The organism is Micromonospora sp. NPDC003241, assembly GCF_053589795.1.
This window is the reverse complement of record NZ_JBSFSO010000059.1, coordinates 23,126-36,415: the sequence shown is the minus strand read 5'-3', so window position 1 is coordinate 36,415 and position 13,290 is coordinate 23,126. Positions and strand designations below refer to the sequence as shown.

Here is a 13,290-nt window from a genome sequence, read left to right as displayed (position 1 = left end):
CGATCTGTGGTCCCTTTGAGACGATGGCGGAAATGGGGTACGTCCCCTGCTCCCCGCGCACGCGGGGGTGGTCCCGTTACTCCGCTAACCGGTTAGCGGAAGTGGTTCTGCTCCCCGCGCACGCGGGGGTGGTCCGGGCCAGGACACGAGCATGACCAGCATCAAGGACTGCTCCCCGCGCACGCGGGGGTGGTCCGGAAGGCAACGCGGCCGGCGACGGGCTCGCCGCCTGCTCCCCGCGCACGCGGGGGTGGTCCCGTAGCTGGCTCGCCGATCGGCGGGTGCGTCCGCTGCTCCCCGCGCACGCGGGGGTGGTCCCTCCCGGCGCGTGGACGGCTTGATCGGCAGCGCCTGCTCCCCGCGCACGCGGGGGTGGTCCCCGGCGGCCGGTCGGTAAGCGGGGCTGGTACGCCTGCTCCCCGCGCACGCGGGGGTGGTCCCGCGGTCAGCCCGGACGGGTACCGGCCCCTGGTCTGCTCCCCGCGCACGCGGGGGTGGTCCCTACCTCGCCGCCCGCTTGCAGTAGCGGGCGCGCTGCTCCCCGCGCACGCGGGGGTGGTCCCGCCAACCGGTCCCTTGAGCAGTCGCTGACGGCCTGCTCCCCGCGCACGCGGGGGTGGTCCGTTCGCCTGCCCGCTCAACGAGTGCCCGTGGGACTGCTCCCCGCGCACGCGGGGGTGGTCCGTACACCTCGCCACCACCGTCGAGGTTGGTGACCTGCTCCCCGCGCACGCGGGGGTGGTCCCAAGCTGTCGAACCACTCGGCGTTCGCCCGGGTCTGCTCCCCGCGCACGCGGGGGTGGTCCCAAGCTGTCGAACCACTCGGCGTTCGCCCGGGTCTGCTCCCCGCGCACGCGGGGGTGGTCCCTCCGCCGCCGCCGACTGCCGGGCCGTCTCGAACTGCTCCCCGCGCACGCGGGGGTGGTCCCTGCTCCCCGCGCTCCGCTTCGCTGCCCTCCGGCTGCTCCCCGCGCACGCGGGGGTGGTCCCCGGCGCGTCTCGATCGTCAGGTGGGGCTGACATTGCTCCCCACGCACACGGGGGTGGTCCGGGCATCCAGGAATCGCTCAAGGCGGCCGGATTCTACTCCCCGCGCACGCGGGGGTGGTCCCGACATGCTGATCTTCGTTTCGGGGCCGGAGCCCTGCTCCCCGCGCACGCGGGGGTGGTTCCATCACCACCAGCGGCTTCACGTTGTGGGTGCTCTGCTCCCCGCGCACGCGGGGGTGGTCCCATCTCCGGGGCACTCCTCGGCGTGGGCGCTGTCTGCTCCCCGCGCACGCCGGGGTGGTCCCGAGACCGAGGTAGCGCCATGCCCAGAACGCCCCTGCTCCCCGCGCACCCGGGGGTGGCCCCGACGGTCGGGAGACCCTCGTCGGGTTCCTGCGCTGCTCCCCATACACGCGGGTCCGGTCCCAGGCCAGACGACTGGTAGTAGCCGATCCCTTCCTGCTCCTCGCGCACACAGGGTGGTCGGGCGTACCCGACACCGACGCGCCACTCGCGGTTCATGTCCTGCATCCCCGCGCACGCGGAAGTGGTCCGGACCTGACGCCAGCCGAGTTGGAGGACGTGATCTGCTCCCCGCGCACGTGGGAGTGGTCTCAAGATCGGCGCGTGCGGGGAGTTCGAGTAGAGCTGTTCCCGACGCCTGCGGGGGTTATCCCGCTACGGACACAACGGTGCTTGGGATCTCGGCTTGTCACCCGCGCAACCGAGGTACGCGCTAATCGGCGCACCCATCATCCGGGTCCCCTCGTCCACTCGTCCACTCGTCCACTCGGGAACCGGGCTCCTGCAGCGGCAGACTGGGAGTTCAGCCGGGGCCGTTGCCTTCTTCACCTTGTCTCGGGATCGGCGAGGTGTGGCCAACCTCTGGGGGACGGCGCCCGAAGCGACGGCGTTTTGATGCCTTGCTCCAGCCACGGGACAGCGCAGGGTTGTAGGTCTTCCGATCGGAGGGTCGACGGATCAGCGTGATGCCATCGAGATCCACCGGCTGCCAGTGGTGATCGTGGACCTGGAAGCACAGCCGTTGTTCACCTGGCTGTTGATACACGAGCAGGGCTCGACCCGGACCGGCCATCTCCACAACTTTTACCCAGAGGCGCTGACGGATTCGGCTGTTCACGTGGCCCACGTACACGCCGGCGGATATCTCCAACAGCCACTGAGTCAGGTGGCCGCGCAGCCCTTCGGGACAGGCGGTAAGGATGATGACGGTCATCAGAAGTCGGCTTCTCCACCGTAGTTGCGGCCGCTGGTGAGTTCATGGCCGCTCTCGTCCCAGAGGCGTAGGGTGTCGTTTTCCGCCTCCCCGTCGAGCCACTCCTCATCGATCGGTCCGGTCGGCATGGGAGTGAGCAGCAGACTGCGGATGTCGCGTACACATCGGTCGAGGAGGGCACCGTCGTGGATACGGTCGCGAACGGCACGCCGGGTGTCTGATCCGATGTCGGTCGAGCCGTTGGCGGCGATGTCGAAAGCGACCGGAATAGTGATGTCGGCCTTGTAGAGGTCGGCGATGTCGTAGACGAAGGATCGGTCGTGACCGGTGTGAACGAAGCCAAGGCCGGGTGAGGCGCCGACAGCAACGATGACGGCGTGCACCACGCCGTACAGGCATGCGTGGGCGGCGGACAAGGCCTGGTTGACGGGATCGCTGCTGGTGAAGTCGTCCGGGTTGTACTCGCGGTTGTTCCAGTTCACACCGGTCCGCTTGGCGTGCTCGCGGTAGCTGCGGCGTACTCGGGCTCCCTCTTTACCGCGGAGCTGTTGCATGGTGAGGGTGGTGGTGTCTTCGCCCGGGAAGCGCATCCGATACATCTCCCGTGCGACTTGGAGCCGCCGATCGCGGTGGGTAACCGCGGTGGCCTGGGCGACGAGGAGTCGGCTGGATCGGGCGAGTGGACGTCCGTGGGCGTAGTAGCGGACGCCGTGCTCGCCGACCCAGACCACCGTGGCGCCGTTGTCGGCGAGCAGCATCATCGCCTGCTGGGTGATGCTGGTGCCCGGTCCGAGCATGAGCACGCCGAGGGTGGCGGCCGGGATGTGGATGATGCCCTTGTCGTCGGTTGTGGTGATCGCGTTGCTGTCGCGGTGGATGACGCAGCGTTCGAGGTAAATGAAGCTGAGCCGATCCTGAGCCCGGTTGAGGTCGGCCAGTTCCGCCGGTGGGACGCCGGGGATCTTCACTGGCTGCTCTGGACGGGCGCGAGGGTCAGAAGGCCACAGCCGTACGCCTTGGCGTGACCGATCCCGCTGGTCAACGCGCGCCGCAAGCCATCGGCGTCGGTGACCCGGAGGATGCCGTCGTAGGTCGCTGTAGTGAGGGTGACGGTCCCCATGCCGCGTTTGAAGGACTGCGTCTCGCGCCGGTGCAGCCGCAGGTTGGGGCGGCCGTCCTGCTGGGTCGCCAGTTCGAAGCCATGTCGCTCGGCTCGCCCGAGCAGCCAGGCGGCCTGCTCGTGCTCGCGGAGGTAGCCGAAGCGCTGTGTCTCCTTTGCCTCAGCGCTTTTCCGCCCGCTGTGGGTCGGGTTGGCGGTGAGCCGGAACGCCCACTCCTGGCCCGCTCGTAGAGAGGCGAGCAGTCCGTCGTACTCCCGGGTTGTCCAGGCTTCGCCGCTGGTCGGCCATCCGGCCTGCTCGACCAGGTGAGTGAGGTCGGGTCTGCCGGGGCTGACGATGTAGAGGTGGACCGTGGCGGGGGCTGGGGTGTCGAGGCGCCACAGCGTGCGGGCTGCGGGGCGCTCGTAGTCGGCGGGGTCGGCGAACGCGGCGCGGACGGCCGCGTGCATGGTGTGCGGCGACGCGAGCAGCTTGCGCGCGTTGCGGCGGGCGGCGTTGATCTGGAACCGGGTGAGGAACATGCTCAGCCTCCCAGCAGGCTCATCGGGTCGTGTTCGGCGACGCCGGCCCGCTCGACGAGGTCGTTGGTCATGTCGACGTGTCGGCGCACCACCGACCGCCAGGTGTGTTGCCGATGTGCGGGGTCGAAGCTGACCGGCTCGTCGGGCACGGTCTCGGTGACCGGCTCGCCCGGTCGTGCATCTCGGATGATCTCTAAGCGGACGGTGCGGGCGGCCTTCTTGCGGTGCCAGGTGGCGGCGAGCCAGGGCCACTGGGTCAGCGCGTCGTCGAGGGTGTGGTCGTGGACGCCGAGGCTGATCGGGCCGACCGGCGGGCAGGATCGACGGCCGAGGTAGAGGGGGAACTGGGGCCGGTTGAGTGCCTCGGCCAGGCCGGTCAGCAGGGCCTGTTCGCCGCTGACGGCGGCGAGGAAGACCGCATCGGACAGGTAGAAGCGGTAGGTCAGTGGCGCGCTGCGGCGTCCGTCGAGGGACCGGGCCGTCTGGAAGTCGCGCAGGATCTGGCCGGGCTGGTCCAGGCGTACGCCGAAATGGAGGTCGAGCAGGTCGGTGAGCGGTTCGGTGCGTCGCATGCCCTTGGCGGCGGCGAGCAGTCCGATCACTCCGCTCTTGGTCGGTGCGATCTCGGTGCCGCGTCGGGCGAACCGGCTCGATGATCCCCACGATTGCAGTGGACCGGCCAGCTTCAGCAGCAGTACACTCATGCCGGCTGCCCGAGCGCCACGGTGACCTGCTCCCCCACACCCGCGACGAGTTCGCTGAAGGTGACCGCTTTGCCGAGGTCGGCGAGCACCGCGGTGCGCTCGCCGACCTGGGTGACCCAGCTGCTAACCGGCCGCTCGCCGTAGGCGCTCTCGACCGCCACGGTGTGCTTTGCCAGGGCCTCTGCGGCGAGTTCGATGCGCCCGGCGGCGTGGGTCTCCCGGATGGGTGTCTCGTAGGCGCCGACCAGGTTGATCGGCTGGGTGTCCCGTAGCCGTACCAGCACGGCGTCCGGCAGGGTGCGGTGGGCGAAGGTGTTCTGCTTGCCGGTCGGCATGCTGCGGGCGAACGCGGTCAGGAACGCTTCGACGGCGGCGCGGGTGGCGGCGGCGTCGCCGAGGGTGCGGTGCAGGGCGTCGACATCCACGGTGGCGTACCGGTACAGGGTGGACGAGTTGAACTCGACGGTGCCGATCATGCCGGCACCCGTTTCGGCGGCGTCGGCCTTGCGGTCGTCGACGGCGGTGAAGTAGTCGAACTCGTTGTCGACGGCGTGAACGCTGATGGCGTGGGAGACCTGGCAGGCGGCGTCGACGTTGATGTCGGTCATGTCGGCGACCATCCGGCCGAACATCGCAATGTCGACGGAGTGCTCGGAGTGGACCAGGGCCTTGAACCGGGTCTTGTCGAGTGTGCCGCCGGCCCGCAGCGTCTCCAGCGCGGCGGCGGCGAGATTGTCCAGCTGCCGGTGGCTCAGGAACAGCAGGTAGCCGGATTCGACATCCTTCAGCTCGCCCTTTTTCTTGTCGGCCTTGGCCAGGCCACCGGCCGCGAAGGTGTCGGCGGCCAGCGTGGACGCGGCCTCCTCGGACATGCTCGGGTCGAGCGCCCGGATCCGCGCGGCGAGGGACTCCCCCACGCGCTTGGTCCGCTCGCCCAACAGAGAGCGATCGAGCAGGTCGGCGAAAGCCAGCCGGATCGCCCGCTTCCACGCCTGACTGGACACTCGCGCGCGCCGCACACCGCCGTAGACGGCGGTCTTCGGCGAGCCGGTGTCGTCGCGGTTGAGGTTGCTCGGCGGTACGGTCTGCAGGGCGTAGACGTCGATGATGGTGCGGGTCATGAGAGATTCTCCTCGGGCTGGTCACTGGTCGGGGCGTCAACGTCGGTGCTGGGTCGGCTGCGGAAGAACTCCCGACCCCAGGTCGCCTGGATCTTGGGGCGGCGGCCGGGGATACACAGGGTCTGAAGATCATCGGCAAGCAGGCCGTAGTCGAGTGGGATCTGGTGCTCACGCAGCATCGTGATCAAGCTGCGCAGGTGGTAGATGCTTTCGTGGTAGGTGCTGGCGGTGCCGAGCGCGGCAAAGCGACGCCGTACCCCGTCCGGCCCGGTCGACCGTCGGACCAGTTCGGCCATGGCCTGGCCCAGCCCGCGTCCGTCGGCGTGCATCCGTTCCCGGCGGGACTGCTGGTGCAGCGCGTACAGTGTCACCGCGTCGTGGGCGGCCTGCTCGGCGTCGGTCGGCTCCGTGTCGTCGGGCGGACGGTGACCCAGCAGGCGCTCCGGCACCTGCACGTACCGCTCCAGGGTGAAGTCGAAGCCGGGAGGCCGGCCGATGCCGCGCCGCAGCCGCGCGAGTGCGCTGACCGCCTCGGGTTGCGGCACGGTGGTGCTCAACACCCGCGCCTGTAGGCGCCCGACGGTCCGGGCGACGTGCTCGCCGAGATCCCGGCGACGCCGGTACCGCGCCTTCTGGGCCGGAACCTCGGGCTCGGCTTCCACTGCCGTGGTCATGCTGGTTGCTCCTGTCTCTGCTGCGGGGACTCGGCCGCCATCGGCAACGCCTTGGCCAGGCCGGTGCGGAACCACGCCTCGGCCTGCGAGCTGGAGTAATGGACATCTCGGCCGGCCCGGTCCTTGCCGGCGCGGCCGACCCATGCCGTCGGGCCTGCTGCTTCCACCAGCTCGGCACCGAGCCGGCTGATGGCCCGCCAGACCAACCGCTGCCACTGGCCTCGCTCAGCGGCCGGGTCGCTGTCCGGACCGAGGCGCGCCAGCCAGTCGCGGAAGCTACGGTCCAGCAGGGCGTACGCGCGCTCGGCGGTGCGCTCGGCAGCGCCGCTGTCGGTGTCCCGGCTGCCGGCGGCACGGGCCAGGTTGTCGGCGAGCCTGCGTAGCACCGTCACCGCGGACTCCGCGTCGCCGGCCGCGTCGACGGCCGTTGCGCGCAACGCGGAGTCCGCCACCAGCAGCAGAACGTTCATGGTCAGCGCATCGCTGAAAACTTCGTCGACCACGGACTGCTTAGCACCGTAGGTGATGCTCACCGCACGGGTGCGGGTCTGGAAATCGATGCCGACGAAGCCGGTGACAGCGAGTCGGGCCAGCCACTGCACCACCATGGGCGGGAGCCGCTGCGGCGGCTCGCCGCTGGGGGTTGGCGGTGCCGGCAGGAGGGTTTGCAGCCCGCGCCACAGAACCCGACTGTGGTCATGCGGTCGGGGCAGGTAGATGGGGGTCCGTTTCTGCTCGCGTTCGCGGGGTGCGCTGCGGCCCCAGACACTCATGGTTTCCAGCAGGTGCCGGTCCTGCCATTCGAGCCGGTCACCGTTGGCGATCATGGCTCCGGTGATGCCCGCGGCATCACCGAACAGCCGGATCCGACGGGACTGCCAGGTGTAGAGGCTGAGCAGTCCGTAGGGGCCACGCGTCGAAGCGGACTCCTCGGCTGCGGTGTGCGGCTCTCGCTCCCACACCGGCAGGTCCCGCTCGTCGGCCGTCTGCCAGCCGGACGCGATCGGTACCAGGTTGAGCAGCAGCGTCTCCTGCAGGTTTGTGCCCTCCAGGTGGACGCCGCCCAACCATCCGACGGACCCCGCGCCGATCGGGTAGCCCTTGCCGTTCTTGGCCTGTGGGTCACCGACTGCTCCGGTTTTGATGCCGGAGCTGTCGTACGCCTGGCAGTGCACCAACCAGCGGGCTGCCTCAGCTGGCGTGATCGATTCCATGCCAGGTCCGGCACGTGTGGTCAGGAACGGCATGCCGTTCGGTACGTCGGCGATCAACCGTTCCAGGCCGTATGTGTTCTCCTTCGCTGCCCGCAGGTCAGCGACCTGGTAGAACGGCTGCTGCGGATGCAGCAGGTCGAACCGGTCCCGGAAGGCATCGAGATACTCGGCGATGTCGTCGCTGGGCAGCCCACGGGCTTGCCACAGCGCGCGCCAGGCGACTTCGCCCACAGGACCGTTCGTCGCGCGGTGCAGGACCGCCAAAGCGAGCCGCAGGATCGCGAAGCTCTGCGTGGGCAGCTCGCACGCGATCATGCGTAGGTCCCCGGCGTGCTCGAACAAGCCGAGCAGCGACACCTCGCGGCGCGTTCCCGCGACGTCCAGCACAGGAATCCACGCTTGGTCAACCAGCGAGAACTCCTGCCGCTGTGTCGGACCCGTCACGTAGGTCACCTCCTTCGTCCTTCGATCTGACCGGGATCACTGTGGGCGCTAGATATTGATGGGCCCAACTCGCCTGGGCATCGAGCTGATCTTTCGCCGCCATCGTTTTGGACGGCGTTGAAGTCCTTTAGTGGGATCCGCGGGATCAGTCGGCTGCAGCACTGCCCCCTGCGGATGCGGGCCCTTCTATTCGTTCCGAACCACACGGAGGCCCTCGTGAGGCTCGTAGTGAAGATCAAAAGAGGCAATTCGCCCGTACCCCTTTGCGTCGATGTCGAGGACGAGCTCGCCAGCGAGCCACGGGTTGTCCTGCCAAGCGCTGACGTCGATACGACCCTCGAGGTCGGCGATCACACCGTCAATCACGTCAGCGGACGTCATCGCACGGGGCAAAGGCAGGGTGCACCGAGCTACGGAACGAGCCAGACTCGCACCGGGGGCGGAGGCGATCGGCACCGGTACCCCACCCCCATCGATCCACGGGGGAAGGATGAGGCCCTCCGGGGTGCGTACCAGGAGTAGAACCTCGAGGGAGTCGGTGTCGGTGTCGCGGACGTGGCCCTGCGCCACGCGTTCGTCGGCGTCGCCGACGCCGCCGGATAGCCAGCCGATCAGGGGTGTGCCTGGTTCGGCGACGCCGGCCAGGCGGAAGCTGTCGGCCTTCGACTCCTTGGTGGCGATCTCGTCGCGCTGTTTCGCCTCCGCTTCGATCATGGCGGGCTGCCAGGACTCAGGGCCGACCGGCGTGTCCCCGTAGGCGGTCTGGATGATCGGTGAGATGTCGTGTGGCAGCCGCAGTGGCTCGCCGTCCAGGTACGGCAGGAGCACGGCGGCGCTGCGCAGCAGGGTGGCCGGCTGGTAGACGCGTCGTGATCCAGTGACCGGTAGGGGTGGTTCGGCGGCCCAGTCGGCGCCGGTTATCCAGCAGGCCGCCTGGGTGAGCCGGGCGGGTCGGTCGGCGCGCGGATGCCGGTGCAGTCGCCCGACGCGTTGCAGCACCAGGTCGACCGGAGCGAGGTCGGTGACGAGCAGGTCGAAGTCGATGTCGAGGGACTGCTCGGCGACCTGGCTGGCCACCACCACGTGCTGGTGAGGGCGGTTGCTGCTGCTGTCAGGTGGGCCGAAGGTGTCGCGTAGCCAGCGGTCCTTGGCAGCGCGGTCGACGGCCATGAAGCGGGAGTGCGCCACCGAGACGGGGGTGTCCGGGCCGAGGGCCGCGCGTAGCGCGGCGGCGGTCTCCTGGACCCGTGCCACGGTGTTGCGGACGATGAGGGCACAGCCGCCGTCGGTGAGTCGTTCCTGGAGCAGCTCGACCAGTGCGGGCAGGTCGTCGGGCAGCCGCCGCAGCGTGACGTCGATGCCCCGGCCAGACTCGCCGCATCTGGTGGCGGTGGCGCCACGCTGGTCGGTGGAGATGGTGACCAAGGGGTATCGCAGGTCGCCGCGCAGCGGCGCGTAGGGGTCGGCTCGTGGTTTGCCCCGGTCGCGCCAGGTCAGCGGCGGCGGAGGGCCGAGGCGGCCGTCGTCGTACGCCTTCATGAGCTCGGCCCGCCGGTGTGCCGGCAGCGTCGCCGAGAGCACGACCACGGGTACGCCGTATGCGCCGAGCCATTCCAGCGCGCGGTCGAGGAACCGGCCCATGTAGACGTCATAGGCGTGTGCCTCGTCGATGACTACGACCTTGCCGACGAGGCCGAGGTGACGCAGCACGAGGTGCTTGCTGCGCAGCGCGGCGAACAGCAGTTGGTCGATGGTGCCGACGACGAAACTGGACAGCATCGTCCGTTTGGCGCCGGCAAGCCAGCGGTGCACGCCGATGTCGGCGCCACCGGCGTCCTCGCCGATGCCGCTGGGCAGCGAGGTCATCCGCAGGCGGTCGTAGTCTGGGTTGAGGGCGGCCTTGCCATGGGCCAGCCGCACGTCACGGTCACCCCGGCCGACCTGCGTGTCGGGCAGCCGACGCAGCCAGGACAGCATCCGGCCGAACATGGCGTCGCTGGTTGCCCGGGTGGGCAGGGCCAGGTAGCAGCCGGATGCGCCGGTGCGGCGGGCCAGGATCTCCACCGCTGCCAGGGCGGCTTCGGTCTTGCCCTCCCCCATGGCCGCCTCGATGATCATCATTCCGGGCGTGGTCATGGTCTCGGCCAGGTCGGCGACGGTGCGCTGCACGGGACGTGGTGTCGCCCCCGGGGGCAGCGCGAACCGTGCCCCGAACAGCTCGTCGACGCTGGCCGTTGCGGCGGCGGGTCGCCATGGCACGGGCAGGTCCACCAGTTCCCAGCCGGTCCGCAGCCGATCCTCGTCGGTGCCCGTCAGCAGGTAGGGGAAGTACTCCTCGTTGCTGGCGATCCAGTCGGCGACGATGACCAGCCCGGTGAGCAGGGCCTGCACTGGCTGCGAGAGCGCGATGCCGTTCCAGTCGGCGAGCCGGTCGCTGGCGCGGGACCGTTCCGTCATCCAGGTCAGCAGTTCGTGCTGTACGTGCCGCCAGGCGGGGCCGCCGAGCAGGTGGGGGCGCACCCGCATGTCGCGCAGGCCCATGTCGGTCGGCGGGACGCCGTGGTGCCCGCCGACGACCACGGCGTACGGGTGCGGGTCGGCCCAGTCCTGCTCGTGTAGCCAGTCGGCCAGCAGCACGTGCCCGGCGGTGGCGTGCGGTGCGTACCTGCGGTCGGCGCTGATCAGGTTCCGCTGGTAGCCGAGTCCGTGGTCGCGCATCCGCTCCGCGAGGTTGTACGCCTGGTAGGCGAAGGCGGGGGTGGCCTTGCCGATGTCGTGTATGCCGGCGAGCCAGACGAGCAGGGTGCGGCCGTCGGCTTCCGGGCCGGGCAGCTCGTCGGCGATGCGGTGCCGGGCGGCGCGGCCCAGCCAGTGATCCCACAGCTGTCCGGCCACGTCGGCGGTGTCCGCCAGGTGCCGCCACAGTGGTAGCCACCCCACCGGTGAGGTGCCCAGGCGGTCGGTCTTGCCCCAGACCGAGCGTGCCGCTCCGCCCAGCGGCGGGGCGTCGGTGCTGACCCGGGCGTTCATCGGGCCACCGGCAGCAGCGGGCTCGGCGTGCCGCTGTGGGACAGGTAGAGCACGTCCCGGGCCCGAGTCAGCGCGACGAACAGCAGGCAGCGCTCGCGCTGGAGGTCCTGCCGGTGTGCGTGGGGATCCTCGGCGGCGGAGGTGAGCGCGTGTGGTGCCGGCAGCACGCCCGCGTCGAGCCCGACGACCGCGAGGCACTGGAACTCCAGTCCCTTCATCCGGTGCATGGTGGCCACCCGCACCCCGTCGGTGCCGCGCTTGTCGTCGGCGACGGGGATGTGGGCGTCGCCGAGAATGCGGCTGATGCTCTTGACCAGTTGCCCGGTGCGGACGGCCACTCCGACCGCGTGCGGTTCCACGCCCTGGTCCAGCCAGGTGCCGACCCGCTCGATCAACGCCTCACACTCGCCGTCGCGGCTGACGTGCGCGGCCAGCTCGGGCGCTCCGCCACGGGTGACCGAGCGGTAGCCCCGCAGCGTGTCGTCCTGCCCGTCAAGCCCGATCGTGGCGTCGCCGCCGAGGACCTTGACCGACAGGTCAAGGATCTCGTGGGTGGTCCGGTAGTTGACGCTGAGCCGGCGGGTGCGGCCCCGTACCTCGATGCCGAGTTGGGCCAGTGACACATGACTGTCGTAGATGCGCTGGTACGGGTCAGCGAGCAGGAACATGTCGTTGGGGCCGGGTGCGACCAACGCCCGCAGCAGGCGCCACTGTGCCGGGTGCAGATCCTGCCCTTCGTCGACGACGATGTGCCGATACGGTGCCGGTGTACGACGGGCGATGGTGGCGGCGTCATCGGCGAGCTGGGTATGGGTGCGCAGGCGCCGCCTGGCCAGCTCACCGGTCACCGTCTCGATCACCGTCCACACCTGGTCGCGGTGCGCGGCGCGCAGGCCGGCGCCGCGCCCCCGCCGGGTCGCCTCGCGGTATGTCTCTCGGGTGGTCAACTGCTGTGCCAGCACCACCTGCTCCCACTCGTGCCGCAGAAAGGCGGGACTGAACGTGGTGACCTGGCCGGCACGGTTGTGGTAGGTCGGGCCGGCCTTCGCTGCGGACTCCCACAGCTGATCAATGAACTCGGCGTCGGCGATGGTGCCCCGGCCACTGTTCCGGGTGACGATCTCGTAGGCGAGCTTGTCCACACTGATCACGTCGATGCGCGCCCGCACCGCCGGGTCGCTGGTGAGCCGGTAGAGCTGTCGGGCGAGCGCTTCGGCGAGAGCGCGGGTGAAGGTGGTCAGCAGCACCTTCTCGCCGTCCGGCAGCCGCTCGGCGAGGAACACCGCTCGGTGCAGGCCGGTGACGGTCTTTCCGGTGCCGGCGCTGCCGGTGACCAGCGCAGGCCCGCTGTAGGTAGGTCGGTAGGCCACGTCCCGCTGGGTCGGGTGCAGGAAGGTGCGCCACACGTCGAACGGGTGGGCGAGGATGGCCGCGAGTTCCACCGGCCCCGAGACGAAGGCGATCCGTTCGGGGGTGCGTCGCGCCGCGGTCAACAGGTCGTCGGTGTCCACCCCGGACACGGTCCGGTCGGCCAGCTCCGCCCAGACCTCCTCGACGGACAGACCGCTGGCCAGACCTAGCAGCACGTCGAGTTGGCTTTCCGGCAGGCGCCCAGCCAGGCTCTCAAGCTGCTTGTCAGTGGCGATGACGCGCAGCAGTGGCAACAGGTCCTCGTCCACGCCGAGTCGGGTGAGGTCGGCGATCGAGACGTGGGCGAACAGTCCGGCGGTCACCGGTGGCGGTTCGGCACGGGTGAACTCCTCGATGCCGACCTGGTCCCGCATCTCCAGCACACCGAGGGTCTGATTGACGGTGAAACGGCGACTCACCGCGAAGGCGATGGCGTCGTCGTGGGGGAGGACGTCGAGCAGTGCGTACCTGTCCTCTCCGAGGGCGAGCACCACCCCCCGGTAGAACTGGTCGATCCGGATGGTGCGGATGTTCGGATCGCGCGCACCAGTCAGCTTCTCCAGGTGCAGGCCCGCGTGTGTGTGCTCGGCGAACTTGCCGATGGCGGCGTCGACCGCACGCTGCACCCGCCGTTGCAGCCGGGCGTAGGCGGGCAGGAAGCCTCGGCCGATAGCCAACTCAGCCATACATCCCCCGATGACGGGCACCCTGGGCGCGGCCAGGAGCGATATGGACGGAACTGTCGCGCGCCGGACACGACCGGCGGTGTGGTTCACGCAGCATGGACGGCGGCACGAGCGCTCACCGCTCCGCATCGCACCCAT

9 protein-coding genes and 1 CRISPR repeat array are annotated in these 13,290 nt (G+C 69.9%); all 9 genes read right to left on the bottom strand.

What is annotated here, in order from left to right; all coding sequences use genetic code 11:
- Window positions 1-46: 46 nt before the first annotated feature.
- Window positions 47-1,355: a CRISPR direct-repeat array (repeat unit 28 nt; unit sequence CTGCTCCCCGCGCACGCGGGGGTGGTCC).
- Between the two features lie 461 nt (window positions 1,356-1,816).
- The gene (gene cas2e / locus ACWDVW_RS29655) at window positions 1,817-2,227 is read right to left on the bottom strand and encodes a type I-E CRISPR-associated endoribonuclease Cas2e (RefSeq protein ID WP_449955430.1); all 411 of its coding nucleotides are present in this window, start codon (window positions 2,225-2,227) and stop codon (window positions 1,817-1,819) included.
- Entirely contained in the window at window positions 2,227-3,195 is a 969-nt protein-coding gene (gene cas1e, locus ACWDVW_RS29650) for a type I-E CRISPR-associated endonuclease Cas1e (protein WP_449955427.1), read from the bottom strand. Before cas1e ends, cas2e begins: the two co-directional genes overlap by 1 nt.
- Complete coding sequence (gene cas6e / locus ACWDVW_RS29645; RefSeq protein WP_449955423.1) at window positions 3,192-3,869, bottom strand: type I-E CRISPR-associated protein Cas6/Cse3/CasE; 678 nt, start codon at window positions 3,867-3,869, stop codon at window positions 3,192-3,194. Before cas6e ends, cas1e begins: the two co-directional genes overlap by 4 nt.
- Before the next feature lie 2 nt (window positions 3,870-3,871).
- Window positions 3,872-4,573 (bottom strand): type I-E CRISPR-associated protein Cas5/CasD, encoded by a 702-nt coding sequence (gene cas5e, locus ACWDVW_RS29640; RefSeq protein ID WP_449955420.1) that lies wholly within the window; start codon window positions 4,571-4,573, stop codon window positions 3,872-3,874.
- A complete protein-coding gene (gene cas7e, locus ACWDVW_RS29635; RefSeq protein ID WP_449955418.1) occupies window positions 4,570-5,694 on the bottom strand; it encodes a type I-E CRISPR-associated protein Cas7/Cse4/CasC in 1,125 nt (374 codons plus the stop codon). The genes cas5e and cas7e overlap by 4 nt, the downstream gene beginning before the upstream one ends.
- Window positions 5,691-6,368 carry a type I-E CRISPR-associated protein Cse2/CasB gene (gene casB / locus ACWDVW_RS29630; protein WP_449955415.1) on the bottom strand — a complete coding sequence of 226 codons (678 nt, stop codon included), beginning with the start codon at window positions 6,366-6,368 and terminating at the stop codon, window positions 5,691-5,693. The genes cas7e and casB overlap by 4 nt, the downstream gene beginning before the upstream one ends.
- Window positions 6,365-8,035, bottom strand: coding sequence for a type I-E CRISPR-associated protein Cse1/CasA (gene casA, locus ACWDVW_RS29625; RefSeq protein ID WP_449955412.1), 1,671 nt, complete (start codon window positions 8,033-8,035; stop codon window positions 6,365-6,367). The genes casB and casA overlap by 4 nt, the downstream gene beginning before the upstream one ends.
- A 177-nt stretch (window positions 8,036-8,212) precedes the next feature.
- A complete protein-coding gene (gene cas3 / locus ACWDVW_RS29620) occupies window positions 8,213-11,056 on the bottom strand; it encodes a CRISPR-associated helicase Cas3' (RefSeq protein ID WP_449955409.1) in 2,844 nt (947 codons plus the stop codon).
- Window positions 11,053-13,152: a UvrD-helicase domain-containing protein gene (locus tag ACWDVW_RS29615; RefSeq protein ID WP_449955406.1), complete on the bottom strand. Its 2,100-nt coding sequence runs from the start codon at window positions 13,150-13,152 to the stop codon at window positions 11,053-11,055. The genes cas3 and ACWDVW_RS29615 overlap by 4 nt, the downstream gene beginning before the upstream one ends.
- Window positions 13,153-13,290 lie beyond the last annotated feature (138 nt).

Excerpts from the sequence above, each read along its gene's own strand:
- casB (WP_449955415.1), bottom strand. The coding sequence starts at position 6,368 with ATGACCACGGCAGTGGAAGCCGAGCCCGAGGTTCCGGCCCAGAAGGCG.
- cas6e (WP_449955423.1), bottom strand. The coding sequence starts at position 3,869 with ATGTTCCTCACCCGGTTCCAGATCAACGCCGCCCGCCGCAACGCGCGC.
- cas2e (WP_449955430.1), bottom strand. The coding sequence starts at position 2,227 with ATGACCGTCATCATCCTTACCGCCTGTCCCGAAGGGCTGCGCGGCCAC.
- cas5e (WP_449955420.1), bottom strand. The coding sequence starts at position 4,573 with ATGAGTGTACTGCTGCTGAAGCTGGCCGGTCCACTGCAATCGTGGGGA.
- cas3 (WP_449955409.1), bottom strand. The coding sequence starts at position 11,056 with ATGAACGCCCGGGTCAGCACCGACGCCCCGCCGCTGGGCGGAGCGGCA.
- cas7e (WP_449955418.1), bottom strand. The coding sequence starts at position 5,694 with ATGACCCGCACCATCATCGACGTCTACGCCCTGCAGACCGTACCGCCG.
- ACWDVW_RS29615 (WP_449955406.1), bottom strand. The coding sequence starts at position 13,152 with ATGGCTGAGTTGGCTATCGGCCGAGGCTTCCTGCCCGCCTACGCCCGG.